At 60.4% G+C, this 23508-nt stretch carries 20 protein-coding genes and 1 tRNA gene; 7 read left to right on the top strand and 14 right to left on the bottom strand.

Annotation, left to right across the window (positions count from 1 at the left end; genetic code table 11):
* Positions 1–16: 16 nt before the first annotated feature.
* On the bottom strand, positions 17–895 hold the full coding sequence (locus DMZ65_RS05745; RefSeq protein ID WP_116597938.1) for an N-formylglutamate amidohydrolase: 879 nt from the start codon (positions 893–895) through the stop codon (positions 17–19).
* A gap of 149 nt (positions 896–1044) precedes the next feature.
* Here DMZ65_RS05745 and DMZ65_RS05740 point away from each other — a divergent pair.
* Positions 1045–1119: transfer RNA gene (locus DMZ65_RS05740), tRNA-Val, on the top strand.
* Positions 1120–1195: 76 nt separating this feature from the next.
* Complete coding sequence (ykgO, locus tag DMZ65_RS05735; RefSeq protein WP_005850168.1) at positions 1196–1321, top strand: type B 50S ribosomal protein L36; 126 nt, start codon at positions 1196–1198, stop codon at positions 1319–1321.
* Between the two features lie 234 nt (positions 1322–1555).
* Here ykgO and DMZ65_RS05730 read toward each other — a convergent pair whose 3' ends face one another.
* The 7 genes from DMZ65_RS05730 to DMZ65_RS05700 all read right to left on the bottom strand — a co-directional run bounded on the left by DMZ65_RS05730 (position 1556) and on the right by DMZ65_RS05700 (position 10351).
* A complete protein-coding gene (locus DMZ65_RS05730) occupies positions 1556–2728 on the bottom strand; it encodes a phenylacetate--CoA ligase family protein (RefSeq protein ID WP_116597937.1) in 1173 nt (390 codons plus the stop codon).
* A gap of 114 nt (positions 2729–2842) precedes the next feature.
* Positions 2843–3667 carry an ABC transporter ATP-binding protein gene (locus DMZ65_RS05725; protein WP_116597936.1) on the bottom strand — a complete coding sequence of 275 codons (825 nt, stop codon included), beginning with the start codon at positions 3665–3667 and terminating at the stop codon, positions 2843–2845.
* Between the two features lie 69 nt (positions 3668–3736).
* Positions 3737–5029, bottom strand: a complete 1293-nt coding sequence (locus DMZ65_RS05720; protein WP_116597935.1) for an ABC transporter substrate-binding protein — start codon at positions 5027–5029, stop codon at positions 3737–3739.
* A 60-nt stretch (positions 5030–5089) separates the two neighbouring features.
* Positions 5090–6166, bottom strand: a complete 1077-nt coding sequence (locus DMZ65_RS05715) for a branched-chain amino acid ABC transporter permease (RefSeq protein WP_116597934.1) — start codon at positions 6164–6166, stop codon at positions 5090–5092.
* 257 nt (positions 6167–6423) lie between these two features.
* Positions 6424–7377, bottom strand: coding sequence for a branched-chain amino acid ABC transporter permease (locus DMZ65_RS05710; protein ID WP_116597933.1), 954 nt, complete (start codon positions 7375–7377; stop codon positions 6424–6426).
* Positions 7378–7470: 93 nt separating this feature from the next.
* Positions 7471–8226 (bottom strand): ABC transporter ATP-binding protein, encoded by a 756-nt coding sequence (locus DMZ65_RS05705; protein ID WP_438942703.1) that lies wholly within the window; start codon positions 8224–8226, stop codon positions 7471–7473.
* Positions 8227–8371: 145 nt separating this feature from the next.
* Positions 8372–10351, bottom strand: coding sequence for an AMP-binding protein (locus tag DMZ65_RS05700; protein WP_116597931.1), 1980 nt, complete (start codon positions 10349–10351; stop codon positions 8372–8374).
* Positions 10352–10541: 190 nt separating this feature from the next.
* Here DMZ65_RS05700 and DMZ65_RS05695 point away from each other — a divergent pair, with 190 nt between their 5' ends.
* Together DMZ65_RS05695 and DMZ65_RS05690 are read left to right on the top strand one after the other, a co-directional pair.
* Positions 10542–12431, top strand: coding sequence for a PAS-domain containing protein (locus DMZ65_RS05695; protein ID WP_116597930.1), 1890 nt, complete (start codon positions 10542–10544; stop codon positions 12429–12431).
* A complete protein-coding gene (locus DMZ65_RS05690) occupies positions 12428–13132 on the top strand; it encodes a response regulator transcription factor (protein WP_116597929.1) in 705 nt (234 codons plus the stop codon). The genes DMZ65_RS05695 and DMZ65_RS05690 overlap by 4 nt, the downstream gene beginning before the upstream one ends.
* A gap of 28 nt (positions 13133–13160) precedes the next feature.
* Here the strand turns inward: DMZ65_RS05690 and DMZ65_RS05685 are convergent, their stop codons facing one another.
* Positions 13161–14333 carry a thiolase family protein gene (locus tag DMZ65_RS05685; protein ID WP_116598144.1) on the bottom strand — a complete coding sequence of 391 codons (1173 nt, stop codon included), beginning with the start codon at positions 14331–14333 and terminating at the stop codon, positions 13161–13163.
* A gap of 98 nt (positions 14334–14431) precedes the next feature.
* On the opposite strand from DMZ65_RS05685, the gene DMZ65_RS05680 reads away from it, so the two are divergent.
* Together DMZ65_RS05680 and DMZ65_RS05675 are read left to right on the top strand one after the other, a co-directional pair.
* Positions 14432–14770 (top strand): STAS domain-containing protein, encoded by a 339-nt coding sequence (locus DMZ65_RS05680; RefSeq protein WP_116597928.1) that lies wholly within the window; start codon positions 14432–14434, stop codon positions 14768–14770.
* Entirely contained in the window at positions 14745–15260 is a 516-nt protein-coding gene (locus DMZ65_RS05675; RefSeq protein ID WP_157960569.1) for an ATP-binding protein, read from the top strand. Before DMZ65_RS05680 ends, DMZ65_RS05675 begins: the two co-directional genes overlap by 26 nt.
* A gap of 419 nt (positions 15261–15679) precedes the next feature.
* Here DMZ65_RS05675 and hspQ read toward each other — a convergent pair whose 3' ends face one another.
* The gene (gene hspQ / locus DMZ65_RS05670) at positions 15680–16006 is read right to left on the bottom strand and encodes a heat shock protein HspQ (protein ID WP_116597926.1); all 327 of its coding nucleotides are present in this window, start codon (positions 16004–16006) and stop codon (positions 15680–15682) included.
* A 252-nt stretch (positions 16007–16258) separates the two neighbouring features.
* On the opposite strand from hspQ, the gene DMZ65_RS05665 reads away from it, so the two are divergent.
* Entirely contained in the window at positions 16259–16846 is a 588-nt protein-coding gene (locus DMZ65_RS05665) for a transglycosylase SLT domain-containing protein (protein ID WP_116597925.1), read from the top strand.
* A 43-nt stretch (positions 16847–16889) separates the two neighbouring features.
* Here the strand turns inward: DMZ65_RS05665 and DMZ65_RS05660 are convergent, their stop codons facing one another.
* The 4 genes from DMZ65_RS05660 to DMZ65_RS05645 form a co-directional block, all read right to left on the bottom strand.
* On the bottom strand, positions 16890–17492 hold the full coding sequence (locus tag DMZ65_RS05660; RefSeq protein ID WP_116597924.1) for a LolA family protein: 603 nt from the start codon (positions 17490–17492) through the stop codon (positions 16890–16892).
* A 290-nt stretch (positions 17493–17782) separates the two neighbouring features.
* A complete protein-coding gene (locus DMZ65_RS05655) occupies positions 17783–20758 on the bottom strand; it encodes a DNA translocase FtsK (RefSeq protein WP_116597923.1) in 2976 nt (991 codons plus the stop codon).
* Between the two features lie 11 nt (positions 20759–20769).
* On the bottom strand, positions 20770–21948 hold the full coding sequence (locus DMZ65_RS05650) for an aminotransferase class I/II-fold pyridoxal phosphate-dependent enzyme (RefSeq protein WP_116597922.1): 1179 nt from the start codon (positions 21946–21948) through the stop codon (positions 20770–20772).
* A gap of 199 nt (positions 21949–22147) precedes the next feature.
* Positions 22148–23476 (bottom strand): amidase, encoded by a 1329-nt coding sequence (locus tag DMZ65_RS05645; RefSeq protein ID WP_116597921.1) that lies wholly within the window; start codon positions 23474–23476, stop codon positions 22148–22150.
* Positions 23477–23508 lie beyond the last annotated feature (32 nt).

The raw sequence follows: 23508 nt of genomic DNA, 5'->3' as shown, positions 1-23508 counted from the left end.
CCGGGCAGATCGCCGTTTATTCCGCCGCGAGCGGTCTGTCGGTGGGCAATTCAATCGCAGGCTGGCCGATCAGGGCAATATCGGCAATCACGCCACGCAGAAGTTTTCGGAACTCGTGGAAATCGCTGTTGGGCCGGATTGCCTTTTCATCAAGATAGATCGCGCGATCAATCTCGATCTGAATGGCATGTTGTCCACGATTCGGCCGCCCGTAATGCTGGGTGATGAACGCGCCTGCGAAGGGCGCATTGCGCACCACGCACAGCCCGGCGGCGGTAAAGGCGGCCTCTACCCTATCGACCACGTCGCCATCGGCGGAGGCCCCAAACCGGTCGCCCAGCACAATATCCGGGCGACGCGCGCCAAACCGGGTGATGCCGTCTACCGCCTCATGCGGCATGGAATGACAATCCACCAGAATCGAGCGTCCGAACTGCTGATGTGCCTGATCTAACAGCGTCTGCATTTGATCGTGATAGGGCTGCCAGTAACGGGTCAGGCGGCGATGCGCCTCTGACAGCGGCAGCTTGCCACGATAAATGGCCCGGCCATTGGCCACCACGCGCGGCACCACGCCAAGCCCCGACGCGACGCGCGGATTATGGATCGAACGCCGGACGCCCTCGATCAGCGCCGGATCAAGCTCTTCCGCGCTGCGATTGTAGTCGATGAACGCACGCGGTGCGCCGGCCTTCAGAAATGGTGCGCCGAAAAGTGGTGCATCTTCGAACAGCACATCGACAAAGGCATCCTCTGAGGTGCGGATCGAATGTTCATCCAGCTGGGTGCTGCGCAGAAACGACCAAGGGTAATCCCGACCGCTATGCGGCGAGGCAAAGACCACGCAGGACGTGCGTGCGTCGGGGTGCATGACGTGATAAGCGACCTTCGGCATCGGTTCTCCTCTGCGCATTAGCATAGCCCGGTTTCATACTGCGCCAAAAGCCCCTTGATCTTGTCTGCGACTCCTTTTAAAGACCCCTCTACCGGCGCGGGTTTCCGCGCCCCATTCATGTTGGGGCACGGATATTGCATCGGTTTCATGGGCGGTTAGCTCAGCGGTAGAGCACTACGTTGACATCGTAGGGGTCACTGGTTCGATCCCAGTACCGCCCACCATGAATTCACCGCCACCGTGCAAACGGCGGCACCCGCAACCAATGGCGCTTGCGCGCCGCGACGTCAGGAGAGGCCCATGAAGGTCAGAAACTCGCTCCGCTCGCTCAAGAACCGCCACCGGGATTGCCGTGTGGTGCGTCGCAAGGGCCGCGTGTACGTTATCAACAAGACCCAGCGACGGTTCAAAGCCCGCCAGGGCTGAAGACCGTTTTGCGGCCCCCTCGCGGGGACAAGCGAAAAGGCCGCCCAAATCGGGCGGCCTTTTTCGTGTTGTCAGGCTGCTTGGACAGGCTTTCAGATGGCGGCACAGCCGGACTGTTTGGTCAAATACGTTCGCAAATACCAACCTCACCCTGAATTTGTATGTTTCCGCGTCTTGTCGCGCATACTTTCAGATCAACTTTGCGGCCGCTGCCTTAGAAACGCGGGCGTCAGATTATTCATAGACCCGCTGATCGTCGATGACCTTGCCGTCATTGGGAAGGGTGCCCTTGGCGACAACCTCTATCTGGCCTTTCAGTTTCAGCACCTCGGCCACCGATTTCTCATAATCCTCTACGGCGGGCGCGTCGCTTTCCAACTGCACGGTCATCACATCCATCTCGCCGTCGCGGGTGGCGATGACGCGGGCGCGGCTTATTTCGCCATGTTTCGCAACAAGGGCCGCCACCTGTTCGGGACGCACGAACATGCCCTTGATCTTGGTGGTCTGGTCGGCACGCCCCATCCAGCCCTTGATCCTTGTGTTGGTACGGCCGCAGGGGCTGCGGCCCGGCATCACGGCAGACAGGTCGCCCGTGGCAAAGCGGATCAGCGGATAATCGGGGTTGAGCGTGGTGACGACAAGCTCGCCCACATCGCCGGGCCGAACCGGCGTTCCGGTGCCGGGCGTGACGATTTCCACGATGACGTGTTCGTCCAGAATCATGCCCTCCATCGCGGGGCTTTCATAGGCAACATGCCCCAGATCGGCAGTGGCATAACATTGCAGGCAGGCGATCCCCCGGTCGGCATATTCCTGTCGCAATGACGGGAAAAGCGCCCCGCCCCCGACCGCAGCGCGGGTGATTTTCAGCGACACGCCCATCTCATCGGCCTTGTCGAGGATCAGCTTCAGATAATCCGGCGTGCCTGCATAAGCGGTGGTGCCCACCGCCTGCGCGGCCTGCACCTGAAGCTCTGTCTGGCCGGTGCCAGCGGGCAGCACGGTGGCCCCCACGGCGCGCGCGCCATTCTCGAATATCATGCCTGCAGGGGTCAGGTGATAGCCAAAGCAATTCTGCACCACGTCATCCGCACCGATGCCGCAGGCATGCAGGAACCGCCCCATGCGCCACCAGTCATGGCCCACGCCGCCCGGTTCGTAAATCGGCCCCGGCGATTGAAACACATGCGCGAAACCCGACGCTGCCAATCCGCCGAAAGGCGGATTCTCTGCCTGCCGCGCGGCAAGTTCGGATTTGCGAAGCACTGGCAACGCCGCCAATCCGCCCAGATCCGTGACCGGATCATACCCGTTGCGCTGAAGCTGTGCGTTCAATCCCTGCAACTGCGCCGCCTCACGCGCATCCTGACTGCGGGTTTCCAATTCGTCGAAATAAGTGGTCATGCCGCGTCTCCGCTGATGGGCCGTAAATTGACATCAAGACTTGCAGCGCCAAGGCTGGCAGACATCCCAAGGCCGGATTGAAGTGGACAGGTCATGTGGTTCACCAAAGACCGCTCATGCCAGCCACCGCTTCCGACGGCGATAGCTGCGCACATCGCGAAAGGATTTGCGGCCCTCATCCGACATGCCCAGGTAGAATTCCTTGACGTCCGGGTTCTCGCGCAGCTCTGCGGCGGGGCCGTCCATCACCACCCGCCCGCTTTCCAGAATATAGCCGTAATGGGCAAAGCGCAGCGCCACGTTGGTGTTCTGTTCGGCCAGAAGAAAGCTGACACCCTCGTTCTCGTTCACGGATTTGACGATGCCGAAAATCTGTTCGACCAGTTGCGGTGCCAGCCCCATCGACGGCTCGTCCAGCAGGATCGTCTCGGGTCTGCTCATCAACGCGCGCCCGATGGCACACATCTGCTGCTCGCCACCCGAGGTATAGCCGGCCTGAGATTTGCGGCGCTCCTTGAGGCGCGGGAAATAGTCGTAGACCATTTCCAGATCCCGTTCGACCGCCGCCCTGCCGTCGCGCCGCGTATAGGCACCGGTCATCAGGTTTTCCTCGACCGTCAGATGCTGGAAACAATGCCGCCCCTCCATCACCTGAATGACACCCTTGCGGACAAGCTCGGCCGGGTCACGGTCCTGCACGCTTTCGCCGCGGTAGATGATGGATCCCTTCGTGACCTCGCCCCGTTCGGAATGCAAAAGGTTGGAGATCGCCTTGAGCGTCGTCGTCTTGCCCGCGCCATTGCCACCCAGCAACGCGGTGATCCCGCCTTTTGGAACCGACAGCGACACACCTTTCAGAACGAGGATCACATGATTGTAGATCACCTCGATATTGTTGACCTCAAGAAGCGTCTCTTGCGTGTTTTCGGCGTCCGGCATGGGTTTACTTCTCTTGCAGGAGTTCCAGATTTCCCGACGGCGGCACGCGCCGCCGCCGGGACAGGGCATTTAGCCCTCGCAGTCTTCGTTGACCGGCCAGGGCGCGTTGGCATCCGCATATTCAGAGGCGCTCGACGCGATCAGTTCGGCGTAATTGTCGACATTCGCGGTCAGCAGATCCGACACTTTCACGAACTTCTCGCCGTCCCATTCCAGCATCCAGCCGCCGGAATGCCCGGTGTGGTTGGAACACGAGGTCGAGAACGGCGGAACCATGCCATCAAGACCAAGCTCGGAAATCCGTTCTTCGGTCATGTTGATGTTTTCCAGCCCCCAACGCAGCTGTCCGGGGTCGATCTCGGCGGTGTCGAAATGTTTCTGCGCAGTGGCGATGCCCTCACCCAGAATGGCAGAGATGATGATCCCGCGCGAATAGAACACACCGGACATTTCCTCTTCGTTGGACTGGCTGTTTCCGGCATCCACGACGTGCGTCTTGATGTCGGCCATGACTGGCGCATCGGCGTTGGGGAAGGACCAGCTGATCGATTTGTAGCCCTTGCCGTCTTCGCCCACGATCTTCAGGTCAGCGTCATGCCCGGCCCACCAGACGCCCAGCATGTTCTCCATCGGGAACTTGGTCTTCACGGCCTCGGTGATGGCGCCGGCATTCATCGCGCCCCAGCCCCACATCACCACATAGTCGGGACGTTCGCGGCGGATCTGCAACCACTGTGCCGACTGGTTCTGCATTTCCTTCAGGCCGACCGGAACCGGCACCAGTTCAAAGCCTTTCTGCTCGGCCAGCGACTCCATCAGGGGCAGCGGCTCTTTACCGAAGGGGTGGTCAAGATGCAGGAAGACGATCTTCTTGCCATCCAGCGAGCCTTGCCCCTCGATATACTGAACGATCATGTCGGCAGCGTCCCAGTATCCCGCCGGAATGTTGAAGGCCCACTGAAAAACCTTGCCATCGGCCATCGGCGAAAATCCATAACCGGGTGCGAGGATGGGAATTTCGTCAACATTGGTCTTGGGCAAAACCTGAAGCGTGATACCGGTCGACCAAGGCTGCGTCACGATCGCCTTGCCCTTGGTCTTTTCGTAGCATTCGACACCTTTCTCGGTCGAATAGCCGGTCTCGCATTCCTCAAAGTCGATCATTGCACCGCCGATGCCACCATCGCGCGCGTTGAGCATCGCCATATAGTCGGCCTGCCCGTTCATCAGCGGAATGCCCGTGGCCGCGAAAGGCCCGGTCCGGTAACTCAGGTTCGGCGTGTAAAGCCCTTCGGCAATTGCAGCGCCCGCACCAAGCGACGCAACCACCGCAGCGGCGGCCAGTCTGGCAAACTGTTTCATCTATATTCCTCCCATTGGATTTCGACAATTTTGGTTTTTTTGGTTTCTTGGGCCGCCCGCTTAGTAGGGGAACGGCCAGATGATCAGTTTTTCGCGGATCAGCGCCCAAAGCCGGGCCAGTCCGTGCGGCTCGATGATCAGAAAGAAGATGATGAGCGAGCCGATGATCATGATGTTGAGATGCTCGACCATGGCAGATGAGATCGGGATGCCCAGAGTTTGCGGCAAGGTGTTGAGCATAACCGGCAGTCCCACGATCAGGATCGCGCCAAGGTAATTCCCCATGATGGACCCCAGCCCACCGATGATGGCGATGAACAGGATCCGAAAGCTCAGCGGAATGTCAAAAAGGTTCGGCTCTGCCGCGCCGCGCCACATGAAGACAAACAGCGCGCCCGCCACACCGACCACATAGGACGACACCATGAAGGCCGTCAGCTTGGATTTCATCAGGTTGATCCCGATAAGCTCTGCCGCGATGTCCATGTCGCGCGTCGCTTTCCAGGTCCGCCCAAGATTGCCACGGGTCAGGTTGATGCACAGCAAGGTCAGCAACGTCACGATGCCGAGAACGACGAAATACTGGATCATCGAATCTGCCTGCGGCCCGGCGATATAAACACCGAACATCTTCAGATTGGGCACCTGGATCGCGCCGGAGGCGTTGTAATTGTACAACCACGCCCATTTCTCAAACAGCCAGACCAGAAAGAACTGCGCCGCAAGCGTGGCGATGGCGAGGTAGAATCCCTTGATCCGCAGGCTGGGGATGCCAAAGGCCACGCCAACGCCCGCGCTGAAGACACCAGACAGCAGGATCGCCACCACCGGGTTCATCCACGGCATGATCGTGACCATCTTGTAGCAGGCATAGGCCCCCACGCCCATGAAGGCCGCCGTCCCAAGGCTCAGCTGTCCTGCATAGCCGGTCAGGATGTTCAGCCCCATCGCCGCCAGCGAATAGATCAGGATCGGAATCAGCAGCGTCTGAAAGGTGAACTCCGAGGCGGTCAACGGGAAAACCACCCAGGCAAAGATCAGGATGATCCCCAGCAGATAGGCATCCTGCCGGATCGGGAACAGCGCCTGATCCGCAGTATAGCTGGTCTTGAATTGTCCGGCTGTTCTGTAAAGCATCCGTTGGTCTCTTTCTCCGTCAGCGCGACTGCTGCCATCGCGGCCATTCGTTCTTCAGGTTAGCGCGTCAGCCTTTGATCCGCGCCGCGCAGCGGCCACCAGAACCGCTGTCACCATATCCGCAGGCAAGTCGGGATCTTTCAAAAGCCTCGGACAGTTGCGTTCCGACCTGCCGTCCACTTGCACCTGCGCGCCCATACTTCTTCTTGGTTCCAAATACTCCCGCCGGAGGCTCCCGAAAGTGCCTCCGGCGGTCGCTAAACCCTCTCGATAATTCGTTCGCCAAACAGACCCTGCGGACGGAACAGCAAAACAATCAGCGCCAGTACAAAGGCGAACCATGTCTCGGTATTCCCCCCTAGCAGCGGCTGGCCCCAATAGATCTCGAACAGCTTTTCGAGCATCCCGATCATCAACCCGCCGATGATTGCCCCGGTGATCGATTCCAGACCACCCAGCATCAGAACCGGCAGCGCCTTATAGGCAATCACCTCCAAGGCAAAGCTGACACCGGCCCGCGCCCCCCATGCAATGCCGGTGACCAGCGCGATGATGCCGGCAATGAACCAGACCAGAACCCAGATCGTCTGCAAGGAAATCCCGACCGACAGGGCCGCCTGATGATCATCGCCAAGCGCCCGGATCGCACGGCCCATGCGGGTCTTGTTGAGAAAGATCAGCAACCCGACGACCAGCAAAGCCGCGACAATAACCGCAGTGATATCCTTCTGCTCAAGGATCAGCAGCCCGCCAAACGGTTCCAGAAGGACCGAACCCGTTGGAATCCCCAGCTCTTCTGTGATCATCACCTTGTTTTCGCCGCCAAAGATGATCTCGCCCAGCCCGATCAGGAACAGCGTGATTCCGATCGTCGCCATGAACAGGATGATATCCGGCTGCCCGACCAAGGGCCGCAGCACCACCCGCTCGATCACCACCGCCAGAACGAACATCACGCCCAAAGTCAGCAATATGCAGATCCACGCAGGCACGCCCATTGCGTGCAGGCCAACAAGCGTCAGCGCAGCAAAGACCACCATGATGCCCTGCGCGAAGTTGAAGATCCGGCTGGAGCGGTAGATCAGCACAAAGCCCAGCGCGATCAGCGCATACAGGATGCCCGAAACCAGCCCCTCCCACAGCACTTGCATCAGAAAGTCCGGTGCCGCGAACATATCCACGAACGGCGCTACAAAGATGTCATTGAGCATATGTATCACTTCCCGTCCCGGGCTTGACCCGGGGCCTCTCGGCTTGAACCGCAAGGTCCCGGGTCAAGCCCGGGACAGGTGGTCTGCGATGTTTCAATGTTGCACTCCCAGATATGCGTCGATCACGTCCTGATTGTTGCGCACCTCGTCGGGCGTGCCGTCACCGATCTTCTTGCCGTAATCCATCACCACGACACGGTCCGAAATATCCATGACCACCCCCATGTCATGCTCGATCAGCGCGATCGTGGTTCCGAATTCATCATTCACATCAAGGATGAAGCGGCTCATGTCCTCTTTCTCCTCGACATTCATCCCGGCCATCGGTTCATCCAAGAGCAGAATCGACGGCTCCGCCGCCAGCGCCCGCGCCAGTTCCACACGTTTCTTCAACCCGTATGGAAGACGCCCCACGGGGGTCTTGCGAATGTTCTGGATTTCAAGAAAGTCGATGACCTCCTCGACCTTTTCGCGATTGGCGATCTCTTCGTCGCGTGCCTTGCCCCACCACATCGCCTGCGAGACAAGCCCCGCATTCATATGCGTCAGCCGCCCGGTCATGATATTGTCCAGAACCGTCATCCCCTCGAACAGAGCGATATTTTGAAAAGTCCGCGCCACGCCTTGTCGCGCGACCTCATAGGGTTTCATCGGCGGGCGTTTTTCACCCTTGTACCAGACCTCGCCCTCGGACGGCGTATAGAAGCCAGAGATGATGTTCAGCATTGACGATTTACCCGCCCCGTTCGGCCCGATGATCGCCCGAACCTCACCTTCGCGAACGTCAAAAGAAATATCCTTGATCGCCACCACACCGCCGAATTTCAGCGTAATGTTCCGCATTTCCATCAGCACGCCGCCAATCTGGCGACCATCGGCGGTGACGTATCCTTTGAGATCTTTCACCGCCCGTCCCCCTTGTTCACGTCAAACTGTCTGCCAAGCGCGTTCGCGGGATGGCGGGTGGGGTGTCGCCGCAGGCGCACGTCACACGTCATTCTGCCGCCATCGCTTTCGGTGCCACCGGCATGACCTTGGCATCGCGGATCTCCAGCGTCGCCTTGATCTTGCCCTTCCGGCCGTCCTCATAGGTCACTTCCGTCTCGGTATAGATGCTGTCTGACCCGTCATACAAAGCTTCCACCAGATCGCCGAACTTCTCGCCGATGATCTTGCGCCGCACCTTGCGGGTCCGCGTCAATTCACCGTCATCGGCGTCCAACTCCTTATGCAGGACCAGAAACCGATGCACCTGACAGCCCGACAGCATCTCGTCCTGCGCAACGCTTGCATTCACTTCCTCGACATGCGCCTGGATCATATCCAGAACGCGGCTATGCCCGGCCAGTTCCTGATAGGAGGCATAGGCAATATTGTTGCGCTCGGCCCAGTTGCCCACCGCCGTCAGGTCAATGTTGATGAAGGCGCAGCACCGGTCACGCCCCGCCCCCATCACCACCGCCTCAAGGATGTTGGGGTAGAACTTCAGCTTGTTCTCAACATATTTCGGCGCGAACATGGCACCGTCCGCCATCGCGCCCACATCCTTGGCGCGGTCGATAATCCGCAAATGCCCCGTGCTTTCCTCGATAAAGCCCGCATCGCCGGTCGCCACCCACCCCTCGGGGTTCTTGGTATCGGCAGTTGAGTCCGCGTTCTTGAAATACTCCACGAACACGCCGGGGCTGCGATAGAAAACCTCGCCATTCTCGGCGATACGGATCTCCACACCGGGCGACGGCACTCCCACGGTATCGGACCGCACCTGCCCATCGGGCTGCTGCGTGATGAAAACCGAGGCTTCCGTCTGCCCGTAAAGCTGCTTGAGATTGATGCCAAGCGCCCGGTAGAAATCAAAGATCTCCGGACCGATCGCCTCACCTGCCGTATAGCCCACACGCACCTTGGAAAACCCAAGCGTGTTTTTCAGCGGACCGAAGACCAGCACCTCGCCCAGCCTGTAACGCAGGCGGCCCAGCATCCCCACCGGCTCGCCGTCCAGGATCTTCGGGCCGACCTTGCGGGCATGGGCCATGAAGTGATGAAACAGCCGTTTTTTCAACGGGCTGGCATCCTCCATCCGGATCATGATGCTGGTGAGTTGCGTCTCGAACACGCGCGGCGGCGCAAAATAATAGCTGGGCGCGATCTCGCGCAGGTCGGTCATCATCGTCTCGGGGCTTTCGGGGCAGTTCACGCAGAACCCCGTCCAATAGGCCTGCCCGATCGAGAAGATGAAATCGCCCACCCAGGCCATCGGCAGATAGGCCAGAACCTCGTCATCCGTCTTCAGATGATCGAACTCGGCAGAATTCTTGGCGGTCTCGATGATGTTGCGGTTCGACAATACCACGCCCTTGGGCTTTCCGGTCGTGCCCGAGGTATACAGCATGACGCAAATGTCGTCGTAATTCTTGCCTGCCTGGCGGCGCTCCAGATCGGCGCTGAACTCGTCACGCGCGGCGCGCCCCTGATCCTGAACCTGGCTGAACTGGTGCAAATGGCTGTGGTCGTATTTGCGCAGACCGCGCGGGTCGAGATAGATCATGTGCTCGAACTGGTGCAGCCCTTCCTGCACCTCGATCACCTTGTCGACCTGCTCCTGATCGGCGACGATCACAAAGCGCGCGCCACAATGGCCCAGCACATAGGCCATCTCTTCGGCGCTGGCGTCCTGATACAGCGGCACCGGGACCGCCCCCACCATCTGCGCCGCAACGATTGACCAGTAAAGATAGGGCCGATTGCGGCCTATGACGGCGATAAAGTCGCCTTCGTTCACACCCAACTTCAACAGACCCAGTGCCAGCGCCTCGATCTCGCGCTCTGCCTCGGACCATGTCCAGCTTTGCCAGATGCCGTATTCCTTTTCGCGATATGCAGGCGAATCGGCATGGATCTTGGCATTGCGCCCAAGCAGCGCAGGAATCGAGCGCAAACCCTCTACACCCTCGGTGAGATGTGCCAAATTCATTCCTCCCAACGTCCGGGCTTTGCCGAACAAGACCACTTGATGCGGTTCTGATGTCCATTTGGACAGTGCCCACGCTGCCGGTCAACTTTTTCCTGAACATTTCCCAATTCTTACGAATTGTAACAGCCGCCATGTCGGGCTTTGCGATGCCCGCCCCCGGTGCTAGCCATAAAGGCAAAGAGGACGCACCATGCAAAAGTCAGTTGCGATGACCCGCGCTGGGCTGAACCTGATTCAGCAAGCATTGACGATTTACGACAGCGATCTGCGGCTCGTTGTCTGCAATCGGCGGTTTCAGGAAATGTTCAACCTGCCGCAGGCGCTGTGTACAATTGGTGCCGAGTTTGAAGATACGGTCCGCCATCTGGTGATGTGCGGCGAATATGGCGAAGTCGACGATGCCGCTGGCTTCGTGCGCATTCGTGTCGAACAGGCGCTGGCGTTCGAGCCCCATTACATGGAACGCACCCGCGCGAATGGGCGCGTCATAAGCGTCGAGGGCGCGCCGCTGCCACAGGGGGGCTGGGTCACGGTCTATACCGACATCACCCAGACCCGCAGGCAGGAAGAGCTTCTGCGCACCCATTCCGAACATCTGTCCGATCAGGTTCTGGCCCGTTCCGAAGAGCTTTCGGCGATGAACCGCAAACTCGCCGCCACTGTCACGGCGTTGGAGGAGGCCAAGCGCGAATTGACTGAAATGGAGGCCCGCACCCGGCTGGTGACAGAGATGATGCCCGCGCATATCGCGCATCTCGATGCGGATGGACGCTACACCTATTCGAACCGACGCCTCAGCACGGTGATTCCGGGACGCCCGTCGGAGATCCTTGGTCTGCATATCTCGGACACGCTGGGGCCAGAGGCTTTCGCGACGGTCGAGCCGTACCTGACGGCTGCTCTTGAGGGGCAGCAATCGACGTTCGAATTTACCGATATCCGAAGTTCCCGGCGGATTCGCGCGGCCTTTAACCCCGATCAGTCGGACAATGGCGTCTATATCCTGTCGATGGACGTCACCGAGGAAACCCAAGCGCGGGCCGCCCTGCAACAGACCCGCAAGCGAGAGCTGGGCGCGCAACTGACATCCGGGCTCGCGCATGATTTTTCCAACCTTTTGACGATCATCCTTGGCATGCAATCGCGCCTGCAACGGCTGGACCTGCCGGAAACGGCAGAACCGCTTATCACCGGCACGGTTCAGGCGGCACGGCGCGGCGGCGCGCTGCTGCACCGGATTGCCGACATGACCGGCCACCGCGCCTTTTCGCCCGAACCGACTTGCATGCCGCAGTTCCTGCGCGACCTGCAAACCCTTGTCACGCCCTCCTTGTCCGACGGGCTGTCGCTGGCTGTAGACAACGCATTTTCCGGCGCTTTGCTGCTGGATCCGGGGATGTTGCAGGATTCGATCCTCAATCTGATCCTGAACGCCCGCGATGCCTGCGGCGGGACCGGCCAGATCACACTTCACGCCCACCCCCATATGGACACATGGGCAGAGTTTATCGTCAGCGACACCGGGCCGGGATTTTCGGATCAGGCTCTGACCCACGCGCTGGACCCATTTTTCAGCACCAAGGGTGGCGAAGGCATGGGGCTGGGTCTGGCGATGGTCTACGACATGACAAAGCTGGCGGGCGGTGAGGTCCGTCTGGGCAATTCCGACACCGGCGCGCGCGTCACCTTGCGTCTGCCACTGCGGAGGGCTGAAACCACACCCGCACCCGGCCTTGTGCTGCTGGTCGAGGACAGTCCCGACCTGCGGGCAGACGTTCGCGAAATGCTGACCGATATGGGGCATGCAGTGGTCGAGGCCGCGTCGGTCGCTGAGGCCGTGCTGCTGGCCAAGGGGCTACCCGACATTGCCTTGGTGCTGTCGGACGTTTCGCTGGAAGGCCCCGAAACCGGGCTTGCACTGCTTGACCTTCTGCCCGATCACCGCGTCAGCCTGATGACATCGCTGCCGACTGACAATCCGCTTCACCGCGAGGCTTTGGACCGTGTCCCGGTGCTGGCCAAACCCTTCACACAGGCGCAACTGATGGGGTTCCTGATGCTGCAAAGATCCGCCGCATGACGGCGCTTGTTTCCATCCTCGACGACGAACCGGCGATCCGCCAGATGCTTGCGGATGCATTGGAAGAGGCCGGGTTCCGCACCCTGAGCTTTGGCCGCGCGACAGAATTCGAGGCTGCCTTGCAACGTTGCACACCCGATGTCTGCCTTGTTGATCTGGGGTTGCCGGATCGTGACGGGCTGGGCCTTGTGCACCGGCTGGCGCTGGAACGTGGGGCGATCGTGATCATCATCTCGGGGCGCGCGCAGGTTCAGGACCGGGTCACCGGGCTGGAACTGGGGGCTGACGACTACATCATCAAGCCATTCGATCCGGCAGAGGTCGTGGCGCGGATCCGTGCCCGGCTGCGCGGCGCGAAACCTGCCCGCACCTCGGCCAATACCGCCGGGTTCAGCGGCTGGACCGCCCATTTCGACCGGTATGTACTGGAGGATGCCAGCGGCACCGAGACGCCGTTTTCCCATGCCGAAGGAGAGGTTCTGCGGCTGTTTCTGGACAGCCCCAACCGTTTGATCACCCGCACCCATATGCAGGAAAGCCTTGGCGGCGCGGCTGGCGAAAGTTTTGACCGGGCGATGGATGTCCGCATCTCCCGTCTGCGCACCAAGCTGCGCGAAGACCCCAGGAACCCGCGCCTGATCAAGACGATCTACGGCGCGGGCTACATCTTTCTGGGGGATGTTGTCTGGCGTCAGGGCTGAAATCTGGCGCAGGATGAAAGCAGCGCCGCTATGGACGCTCGATGGCAATCGCCGTGCCCTCGCCACCCCCGATACAAATCGCCGCGATGCCGCGCTTCAGACCGCGTGTCTCCAGTGCGTTGAGCAGCGTCACCATGATCCGCGCTCCGCTGGCACCGATCGGATGGCCCAACGCGCACGCCCCCCCGTTGACGTTCACAATATCGCGCGGCAAGCCCAATTCATGCATGAAGGCCATCGGAACAACGGCAAACGCCTCGTTCACCTCCCACAGGTCTACATCCGACACCCGCCAGCCCAAGCGCTCCATCAGTTTCTTCGCGGCAGGCACCGGGGCCGTGGGGAACAGGGCCGGTGCCTGAGCATGACTGGCATGGCCAAGGATGCGCGCGCGGATCGGCATATCCTGCGCCTCTGCCGTGGCCCTGTCCGCCAGAATCAGCGCCGCCGCCCCATCCGAAATTGACGAGGAATTTGCCGCCGTCACCGTGCCATCCTTGCGAAAGGCAGGTTTCAGTTGCGGGATCTTCTCAGGCCGGGCCTTGCCGGGTTGTTCGTCCTTGGTGATGACCTCTTCACCGGTGCGGGCATGGACCGTGACCGGCGTGATCTCTTTGTCGAACGCCCCGCTGCGTTCGGCATCCAAGGCGTTCGACAAAGAGGCCAGCGCGTATTGATCCTGCCCCTCGCGGGTGAACTGAAACGCCTCGGCGCAATCCTCGGCAAACGTGCCCATCAGGCGGCCCTTGTCATAGGCGTCTTCCAGCCCGTCAAGAAACATGTGATCCACGACCTGCTGATGCCCGATCCGCGCCCCATCGCGCATCTTGGGCAGCAGGTAGGGCGCGTTCGTCATGCTTTCCATCCCGCCGGCGGCCATGACCTGCGACTGCCCCAGGGCAATCTGGTCAAAGCACAGCATCGCCGCCTTCATGCCAGAGCCACACATCTTGTTGAGTGTCGTCGCAGGCACCTCTTCGCCCAGACCCGCCGCGAACCCTGCCTGCCGCGCCGGGGCCTGCCCCTGCCCTGCGGGCAGCACACATCCCATGAGGATCTCGTCCACCGTGCTTGCGCCGGACTGTCCCAAAGCGGCGCGCAGCGCAGCCCCACCAAGGTCAGCGGCGCTGACGGCGGAAAACGCGCCCTGAAACCCGCCCATGGCCGTGCGGGCGGCACCCGTAATGACGACTTCGTGCATGCGATCCTCCATGAATGATGTGACTGACACCTGCATACAGAATAGTAAGGAATGGAATCTAGTGTCACCTGACAAGGAACAAAGCAGGAAGACACGACATGAACCTGTCAAGCAGCAGTGTTGGTGCCACGCAGATCATCACCGTAGAAGAAGCCCGCATTGATGCCGCCGTGGCGATCCAGTTCAAGGACCGGATGCGAGAGGTCAGTGATGGCGGCCCCGCACGCATTGTCCTGAACCTGCGCAATGTGGATTTCATCGATTCAAGCGGGCTTGGCGCAATTGTTGCCGCAATGAAACAGCTAGAAGACGGCCGCACTCTGGACCTGTGTGCCCTGACGCCGAATGTCGACAAGGTTTTTCGGTTGACCCGGATGGATACAATCTTCGGCATTTTTGACTCCGTCGATGATGCCGTGGCCCAAAGTAACAGCTGAACGCCACCGCAGTTTCAACGCATTGGAAGCAGTGACGAAGATGTGCGACTCGATCCCGCGATCCTTATTGAGCCTGTCGTTTCAAAGTACGTCCGATGCCGTGCGCAAGACATTGGGGCGTATCGCGCAGGCCGTCGCCGATGCCGGACAAAATCCGACCGCCACCAACAATATTGAACTGGCAATGGCAGAAGCGTTGAACAACGTCGTTGAACATTCTTTTCGAGACAGGGAAAACGGGCAAATTCTGCTATCCATCATGTTGCTGGAGGACAGTTTTCGCATCAGCATCCGTCACGATGGAACCCCGATGCCGGGGTTGCGCCTGCCCGCAGGCAAACCTGCCACGATCGGGAATGAAATCGCCAATCTGCCCGAGGGTGGTTTTGGCTGGTTTCTGATCCGTTCCCTGATTATTGATGCCACATATAGTCACCGGGAGAACTGGAACGAATTGGTGCTGCGCTTTTCCAGACATCCGGCCAGATGAAGATCGTCAGCGCACCGATCTACATGCCGTCACGGCACGGCGCATCCGGTTCGGTGCCGGTCATCCTGGACTGCACCCGGCCATTACCATTGACGCGAAGCAAAACGGATCATGCCCCAAAGAGGCCTGATTTGCTCCGTATTTCGGTCAGGAATATTGGACAAAACAAAAGGGTAGCTGCAAATAGCTTCCCTTGGCGTCACGCGTTTACAGCCCCCACCAGTGCGTGACGTCAAGGTACTTTCCGAAATCGACGGTAAGACCCCGGCAGGCAACGGCCGTGCCCCCTGTAAAGCGCGGGGGGAACGCATAAAATCAATGACGAACCGCAAGGCCAATCGCGGGGCGTGTCGAGTGACCGGGGTGATCTCGTCTCGCCGAACGCTCAGACACCTAAACGCACTCGGCTGACACCTGCCTCAGTTCATCTGAAAATGAAGCTCGTAGCTGCCGTTCTGAAAAGCGCCGAACAGATCGGAAATATCGGGGTGATCGACCGGGTCACCGGAATAATCCGCGACAAGGTTCTGCTCTGACACATAGGCCACATAGAAACTTTGATCGTTTTCAGCCAACAGGTGATAAAACGGCTGATCCTTTACAGGGCGGCTGTCTTCGGGGATGGCTTCATACCATTCCTCGGTATTGGAAAACTCTGGATCGACGTCAAAAACCACACCGCGAAACGGATGCTTCCGATGACGGACGACCTGCCCGAGATGGTATTTGGCGCGTTGCGTATGCATGGAACCCTGTTTTCCTTAAGATAGTCTTACCCTGTTCACCCCCCCAATGTCCAATATCGGCCGAGAATCCAATAGAAACAGACTGTGAACCTTTCCATTACAGTCACGTTTGTGTCAAAATCGCCCTTCTGGCGACAAAGCTTGCGCGGCGACAATTTTGATCTGCCCGGCACGACCGACGGGATTGTGATTTCCTCAGACGCCCGGATCAGCTAACATGCCCTCAAAATACTACAAAAAAGCGAGAGGCAGATGAGCAGAACTCTTCGCGCGATGGTGATACTGATTTTGGTCGCGTCCTGCGGCGGCGGCAACTATACCGCGCCCCGTGATCTGGACAACGCCTGTTCAATCCTCACCCAGCGCCCAAAATATATTCGCGCCATGCGTGCCGCTGAACGCCGTTGGGGTGTTCCGGTCCATGTCCAGATGGCCACAATCTACCAGGAAAGCAAATTTGTCGGCAACGCCCGCACCCCGCTGCGCTATTCGCTGGGGGTGATTCCCATTGGCCGGCAAAGTTCTGCCTACGGGTATTCACAGGCACTTGATGCGACCTGGGATGAATATCGTCGCGCCAACGGCAAAATGAGCGCCAAGCGGGACAATATCCGCGATGCCACCGATTTCATGGGTTGGTACATGAACCAGACCCGGTCTCGGAATGGGGTGCAGCTTTGGGACGCGCGCAACCAGTATCTTGCCTATCACGAAGGCCATACCGGCTTTGCCCGTGGCAGCTATAATTCCAAGGCGTGGCTGGTGCGGGTCGCAAGCGAGGTTGGCAGCCGTTCGAACACCTATCAGGCGCAACTGGTCAACTGCCGCGCCGCCCGCTGACGGGCGGCGGCTTCCCGCGGCGGATCGGTGCCGCGGGATTGTCCTAGCGGCTCATCTTGGCGACTTCGGCGTTGATGTCGAAGATCCGGTTGGACAGGTCCGAGGCTTCTTCAAGATCTCCCAGAACAACCGTCGTGGTGCTGCCGCTGTCATCGCGGATGATCCACTGACGCAGTTGCACCGGGGGGCCGGTGAATTTCAACTGAATGTTTCCGTATTCTGGATGGTCGGGATCCTGCGCTGTCACCGTAGTGGCAGTGCCGTCATAGCCCTGCCCCGTCACCATATTGGCGCGTGCCAGATTGACATTGCGATCCAGAATGATGCTGAGCGGGGTGCGGGCCAGCGGGTAGCGGTCAGGCCCCTGGCCCGTCTTTTTGTCGAAAATCGCCACCTCGCCGGCATAGGCCAAAACCAGCGCCTGTTCGGGCGGATTGTATTCAAATCGCACCTTTCCGGGCCGCTTGATATAGATCGTACCGGTCGAGATCGTACCGTCATCGTTGATCTGGGTGAACGCCCCCTTGGCCGATGTCAGACCATTCAGGTAATTGGAAATCGCATTCAGAGATAGCTTTTCCGCCGCTGCGGGCATCGCCAGAAAGGCAACGGCACTGGCCGCGGCCAAGGTGCGAAGAAAGGTCATATGTCGTCCTCAATCGTCGTTTCTGTACAGCGTATCTAGGGCACGAACCCGGTGATATGCGATAACGGCCGGTGTGTCAGAGATATCACCTCGCCGTCGCCGCATATCAAGGGGAGCCGGACGCCGCAGGCATCAAAACGCCGTCAGCGGACAGTTGGTTCCGGCAGGGGAGGGGGCATATCGTATAATTCAGCCCCCGGCAGGCGCGGTTTCATCCGACAGGGCAAGGCAGTGTCGGAACGTCCAAGCCCCTGCGCCGTGCCGAATGATTTTTGTTGCCCGAAGCCGTATCAGCCCTGTTCCGGAACCAGAATTTCACGCTTGCCGACATGGTTGGCCGAAGACACGACACCCTGATCCTCCATCTGCTCGACCAGACGCGCGGCCTTGTTATAGCCGATCGCCAGTTTCCGCTGGATGTAGGATGTTGAACATTTCCGGTCCCGAACCACGATACCCACGGCCTGATCGTATAGCGCGTCCTCGCCATCGGTGTTGCCGCCGGTATTGAGCCCCAGAACAGCGTTGATATTGTCGGCCTTCTCATCATCCGGGCCTTCGACCACGCCGCCGATATAGCTTGGCGGGCCGTAAGCCTTGAGGTGATTGACGATTTCCTCGACCTCTTCATCCGAACAGAACGGCCCGTGGCAGCGGGTGATCCTGGCACCGCCTGCCATGTAAAGCATGTCGCCCATACCCAGAAGCTGCTCGGCCCCCATCTCGCCCAGAATGGTGCGGCTGTCGATTTTCGACGTGACCTGAAAAGAAATCCGCGTCGGGAAGTTCGCCTTGATCGTGCCGGTGATGACGTCCACGGAGGGGCGCTGCGTGGCCATGATCAGATGAATTCCGCTCGCCCGCGCCATCTGTGCCAGACGCTGAATGCAGGCCTCGATCTCTTTGCCCGCGACCATCATCAGGTCGGCCATCTCGTCGACGATCACGACGATATAGGGCATTTTCTTGGGTTCGATCTCTTCCGTCTCGAAGATCGGCTCGCCGGTTTCATCGTCAAAGCCTGTCTGGACCGTGCGTTCAAACATCTCGCCCTTGGACAGCGCCTCGGCGACACGGCCATTATAGCCGTCGATGTTGCGCACGCCCATCTTGGACATCTTGCGATAGCGCTCTTCCATCTCGCCGACGGTCCATTTCAGCGCGACCACGGCTTTTTTCGGGTCGGTCACAACCGGGGACAGCAGATGCGGGATGCCGTCATAGACCGACAATTCCAGCATTTTGGGATCAATCATGATCAGGCGGCATTCGTCCGGCGTCAGCTTGTAGAGCAGTGACAGGATCATGGTGTTGATCGCCACCGACTTACCCGAGCCGGTGGTCCCGGCGATCAGCAAGTGAGGCATCTTCGCCAAGTTCGCCACCACGGGATCGCCGCCGATATCCTTGCCCAGTGCCAGCGGCAGCTTGTGATTGCCATCGCCATAGTCGCGCGTTGACAGGATTTCGCGAAAGGACACCATCTCGCGGTTCTCATTCGGCAATTCGATGCCGATCACGCTGCGCCCCGGAACGGTGGACACGCGCGCCGACAGGGCCGACATGCTGCGCGCAATGTCATCTGCCAGCCCGATCACACGGCTGGCCTTGAGGCCCGCGGCCGGTTCCAGTTCGTACATGGTAACGACCGGGCCGGGACGGACCGAGACGATTTCGCCCTTCACGCCATAGTCGTCGAGCACGGATTCCAGCATCCGGGCATTTTCCTCCAGCGCCTCGTCGGCCAGAACATGACGCTGGATCTTGTCGGGGCTCATCAGCAGGTTGAGCGGCGGAAGTTCGTATTCTTCGGGATTGTCCTCGAATTTCAGGCTGGGTTGCGCCTCTTGCTTTGCGCGGCGCGAGGGCTGCATCGGCTTGCGCACCGGTTGTTGCACGACTTTCTTTGCATCCGGAATGGGCAGCGGTTGAGTCTGCATTGGTGGCTCGAACTGGTAGTGATCGTCCAGCATTTCCGCCTCGTCAAAATCTGCATCCTCTTGCGGCAGAGGCTGCGGCTCGGGGGCCGCAGCGGGTATATCTGTACGCCGACGTGGCGTGATGATCCGACCGGTTTGCTGCGGGGTTGGCATGTCAGCGGAAGGGGAGGTTGCCTCTGGTGCCCCGGAAGCGTCTGCGCCGGTGCCGGTCAACGGAGGTTCTACCGGAAGGCGCGGCGTGCCGGAGGTCAGCGGCGGTTCCGGCGGCAGACCAGGCCGCGGCGTGATGATCAACGGATCCGGCCCGCGGCCGCGCCCCTTGGTCAGCGGTGCGGCGCTTTTGACCTGCATGGCGGGATTTCGGCGCACGCGCGCCTTGATGACATCGGCGATCTTTGCCTTGATCCGGTCATCGCTGGGCCCGTCGCCCACATCGGCATCGGATTCAGTCTCGATCAGTTCGGGTTCCGGCATCTGGTCAAGCGGACGCTTGATGAGCGCAGGCATCCGCGCGAGGAAGCTGGATTTCTCTGCCGATTCTTCGGGATCGAAATCCGGCGCGGGAACGGAGGTCTGCGCATAGGCCCATTCAGCGGCCTCGGCAGCCTCTGCCTTGCTCCGGGCACGACGTTCCGCAAGACGAGTCTGTGTCGCCTGAGCCGCACGGACCGAGGCACCGGCCCCACGTCCAAGAAGTGTCAGGATCGTTGCATAGGTCATCACGATTCCCACTATCAGGAAACGACCGATACTGCGCAGCTCTGGCATGGTGAAGCCCAGCACGAAGGCACCCAGTGCCAAAAGGCCCACCCCCAGCAAGAGCTGCACCAGCTTCAGACCGAAGGTCGCACCGACGGGCAGGATGTTCAGCAATGTGCCCATCATCATGTCGCCGAACAGGCCACCTAGGCCAAAGCTGTGGGTCCATTCAGGGCCGATATTCTGACCAGCGGCATAGACCGCTGCCAGTGCAATCCAGATCGGCGCAAAGATCACGCGGGCCGATACGCGCTCGTCCCCCCTGTGCAGCGTAAACCGCACGCCCCAGGTGACCAGAACCAGCGCCAGCCCCCAACTGCCCCAGCCCACGATCATGAACAATGGCGCGGCGACAGAGGCCCCCAGCCGCCCCAGCCAGTTCTGCACCGGGGCATCCGTGGCCGACAACCAGCTGGGATCGTCCGGCGTGTAGCTGGCAATCATCGCCGCCGCTGCGCAACCCAGAACGACCAGCAGCACGCCGATCAGTTCTTTTCCGCGCTTTTCGATCGCCGCCTGCATGTTGCTGTCGAAAAGGGGATCACGCCCCCGTGCCTGATATGCCATTTTCCCTCGCCTCAATCGTACAGACAGTCACGGAGCCGGATCAGCCCGCGCTGCATCTCTGCTTTTGGGGCCACCATGGCGACCCTGATAAACTCATGTGCGGGGTTCACCCCGTCCACTTCGCGGCCCAGATAGGCACCCGGCAGAACCCGGACGCCGGTCTGGGTCCACGCCTTCAGGGCCGCCTCTTCGCCATTGCCGACACGCAGCCACAGAAAGAACCCTGCCTCCGGTCCTGCGTAGCCGGGCACATTCGCAAAGATCTCGTCCGCAAGCGCGTATTTCTCCTGGTAGAGCGTCCGGTTCTCCACAACATGCGCGTCATCTGCCCAAACACGGGCCGAGGCGGCCTGAATGGGCAGCGGCAAAGGTGCCCCGGAATAGGCGCGCAACTGACGGATGCGGGCGATGCATTGCGGCCCACCGGCAACAAAGCCTGACCGCAGCCCCGGCAGGTTGGATCGTTTGGACAGCGAGTGGAAGATCACCACGCGCTCCGGATCGGCACCCATGGCTTGCGCGATCTGCAACGCACCGGAAGGCGGCGCATCGCGGTAGATCTCGCAATAGCATTCGTCGGCCATGATGCGAAAATCGTGCTTTTCAGCCAGCGCGATCAAATCGCGCCAATAGGCCTCGCTCGCCACAGCCCCCTGCGGATTGGAGGGCGAACAGACATAGGCCAGCGCCACACGGTCCAGCACCTCGGGCGCAAGCTGTGTATAGTCCGGCAGGTGGCCGGTCGCTTCGGTGGCAGGCACAAAGACCGGCTCTGCCCCCACCGAAATCGCCGCGATCATGTAGACCTGATAAAACGGGTTGGGGATCAGAACGACGGGCCGCTTGCCGCGCACCGTTTCGGGGCACAGCGCCATCGCGGCGTTGTACAGCCCCTCGCGTGTACCATTGAGTGCCATCACCTGACTGGCAGCATCCAGCGTCACGCCGTAGCGGCGCCCCACGAAACCCGCAATCGCTTCCAGCAGTTCCGGCGTGCCGTCATTTGCAGGATAGCGCCGGAATTCGGCGGCATTTTCCGCGATGATCTGGGCAACCCATGCCGGGAAGTCGTGCTTGGGTTCGCCAATGGTCATATGCACCACGTCGCCACCGGGCGCGTGATGGTCCAAAAGCGCCCGCAAGCGCGGAAACGCGTAGGCCGGAAGGTTCGAGAACCGCTCGGGAAACATATTCAATTGCCTCAAGGTGCGGGGTCATTAACGCCCCACTTTGTGCCAGAATAGCCAAGCCCCCGCGGGCCGTCCACAGAAAGCCGGGGGAAAATCAACGCTGTGGCAGTAAGGGCGCAATGGCTGTGGACGGCTCTGCCACCGGCCCTGAGGGCCTTGACAAGGGATCACGCGCTATTGGCGCGCCGCGCGGGGGCAATCAGCGCAAGACGGCCTCCGCTGCGCTGCCCAGACGCAACAGACGCTCCTCTCCGTAAGCCTTGCCCATGAAGAGAATGCCGCAGCTTGGCACGCCGGTCGGCAGGGTCAAACCCGCGCCACCCATCAGGTTTCCGATTCGCGTGTTGCGCAATGTCATCAGGTTCTCGGAGACATAGTAATCCGGATCGTTCATCAGCCGGTCAACATTCGGCGGCAGGTTCGGTGCGGTGGCGCAGATGACCGCATCAAACCCGGCAGTGCGCGCCGCCCATGTCGCGCGATGCGCCTCCAGCCGAAGCCAGGCCGCGACAAATTCGGACCCCGTGACCTCTGCCCCGGCGCGAAACCTGTCCAGAATACGGGCAAACATCTTGTCAGGTGCCGCCTCGATCGTGTCACGCCAATGGCCATAAGCCTCGCCAGCATAAAGCGTGGGCGTGTCGGCCATTGCCTCGGCAACTTCCGGCGCGTCGATCTGGACGACCTCTGCGCCTGCGGCTTGCAATTTTTCGACGGCGGTGCGGTAGGCGGCGGCGGGCGCGTCGCGCAGATCCTCGCTGGCGATGGTGCGCAGATCAGCAAGACGGACGCCCTTCAGCGAGGCACCGCGCAGATCGGCAGGCCCCCTGCCCTCCAGCACCGCCAGCGCCAGTGCGGCATCCTCGACCGTGCGGGTCAACGGACCGACCGTATCGAAACGGGTGCAAAGCGGCACTGCGCCCGACAGAGACAGCCGCCCCGAGGTGGTCTTCAGCCCGACAAGATCGTTCCACGCCGCAGGGACACGCACGGAGCCGCCCGTGTCGGACCCGATGGCCAAGGGGGCAAGCCCAAAGGCGACAGACGTGGCGGCGCCCGAGGATGATCCGCCTGACACCGCGCTTTCGTCATTCACGCAAGGCGGTGTCTGCGTCATGGGGTTCAGCCCAAGGCCGGAAAACGCCAATTCCGACTGATGGGTTTTGCCCAGACAGACCAACCCCATCGCGGTCGCAATGCGCAGCACCTCTGCATCGCGGTCGGGCACCCGCCCTTCCAGCAATCTGGAGCCTGCCTCTGTCGCCACGCCTGCCGTATCAAACAGGTCTTTCCAACTGCACGGCACCCCATCCAGCGGCGACAGGCGTCGGCCTGCCTTGGCACGGGCAGACGCCGCACCCGCCTCGGCCATCGCCCGATCCGGGGTCAGCCGCGCATAGATCCGGTCCTTCAGCGGATGCGCGGCAATGCGGTCCAGAAAAAACTCTGCCAGTGCCATCGGATCAATCTCGCCCGCGCCGATGCCGCGCCCCAGTTCCGCCGCAGTTTGTTCCGACCATTGCTGCATGTCTGCTTCCTCTGATTTTTCTCCGCGAGGGT

Origin of the sequence: Primorskyibacter marinus (assembly GCF_003313245.1) — a bacterium.
In the GTDB taxonomy this organism is placed as follows: Bacteria; Pseudomonadota; Alphaproteobacteria; order Rhodobacterales; family Rhodobacteraceae; genus Primorskyibacter; species Primorskyibacter marinus.
Note: the sequence above shows the minus strand (reverse complement) of the source record. Positions and strands in the feature narration are given on the sequence as shown.

What these genes read in the sequence shown, in the direction of transcription:
- DMZ65_RS05645 (WP_116597921.1), bottom strand. Translation starts at nt 23,476, where the DNA reads ATGCAGCAATGGTCGGAACAAACTGCGGCGGAACTGGGGCGCGGCATC.
- DMZ65_RS05745 (WP_116597938.1), bottom strand. Translation starts at nt 895, where the DNA reads ATGCCGAAGGTCGCTTATCACGTCATGCACCCCGACGCACGCACGTCC.
- DMZ65_RS05650 (WP_116597922.1), bottom strand. Translation starts at nt 21,948, where the DNA reads ATGTTTCCCGAGCGGTTCTCGAACCTTCCGGCCTACGCGTTTCCGCGC.
- DMZ65_RS05710 (WP_116597933.1), bottom strand. Translation starts at nt 7,377, where the DNA reads ATGCTCAATGACATCTTTGTAGCGCCGTTCGTGGATATGTTCGCGGCA.
- DMZ65_RS05725 (WP_116597936.1), bottom strand. Translation starts at nt 3,667, where the DNA reads ATGCCGGACGCCGAAAACACGCAAGAGACGCTTCTTGAGGTCAACAAT.
- DMZ65_RS05705 (WP_438942703.1), bottom strand. Translation starts at nt 8,226, where the DNA reads ATGGAAATGCGGAACATTACGCTGAAATTCGGCGGTGTGGTGGCGATC.
- hspQ (WP_116597926.1), bottom strand. Translation starts at nt 16,006, where the DNA reads ATGCATACGCAACGCGCCAAATACCATCTCGGGCAGGTCGTCCGTCAT.
- DMZ65_RS05665 (WP_116597925.1), top strand. Translation starts at nt 16,259, where the DNA reads ATGAGCAGAACTCTTCGCGCGATGGTGATACTGATTTTGGTCGCGTCC.
- DMZ65_RS05675 (WP_157960569.1), top strand. Translation starts at nt 14,745, where the DNA reads ATGCCGTGGCCCAAAGTAACAGCTGAACGCCACCGCAGTTTCAACGCA.
- DMZ65_RS05655 (WP_116597923.1), bottom strand. Translation starts at nt 20,758, where the DNA reads ATGGCATATCAGGCACGGGGGCGTGATCCCCTTTTCGACAGCAACATG.
- DMZ65_RS05695 (WP_116597930.1), top strand. Translation starts at nt 10,542, where the DNA reads ATGCAAAAGTCAGTTGCGATGACCCGCGCTGGGCTGAACCTGATTCAG.
- ykgO (WP_005850168.1), top strand. Translation starts at nt 1,196, where the DNA reads ATGAAGGTCAGAAACTCGCTCCGCTCGCTCAAGAACCGCCACCGGGAT.
- DMZ65_RS05690 (WP_116597929.1), top strand. Translation starts at nt 12,428, where the DNA reads ATGACGGCGCTTGTTTCCATCCTCGACGACGAACCGGCGATCCGCCAG.
- DMZ65_RS05685 (WP_116598144.1), bottom strand. Translation starts at nt 14,333, where the DNA reads ATGCACGAAGTCGTCATTACGGGTGCCGCCCGCACGGCCATGGGCGGG.
- DMZ65_RS05730 (WP_116597937.1), bottom strand. Translation starts at nt 2,728, where the DNA reads ATGACCACTTATTTCGACGAATTGGAAACCCGCAGTCAGGATGCGCGT.
- DMZ65_RS05715 (WP_116597934.1), bottom strand. Translation starts at nt 6,166, where the DNA reads ATGCTTTACAGAACAGCCGGACAATTCAAGACCAGCTATACTGCGGAT.
- DMZ65_RS05700 (WP_116597931.1), bottom strand. Translation starts at nt 10,351, where the DNA reads ATGAATTTGGCACATCTCACCGAGGGTGTAGAGGGTTTGCGCTCGATT.
- DMZ65_RS05720 (WP_116597935.1), bottom strand. Translation starts at nt 5,029, where the DNA reads ATGAAACAGTTTGCCAGACTGGCCGCCGCTGCGGTGGTTGCGTCGCTT.
- DMZ65_RS05680 (WP_116597928.1), top strand. Translation starts at nt 14,432, where the DNA reads ATGAACCTGTCAAGCAGCAGTGTTGGTGCCACGCAGATCATCACCGTA.
- DMZ65_RS05660 (WP_116597924.1), bottom strand. Translation starts at nt 17,492, where the DNA reads ATGACCTTTCTTCGCACCTTGGCCGCGGCCAGTGCCGTTGCCTTTCTG.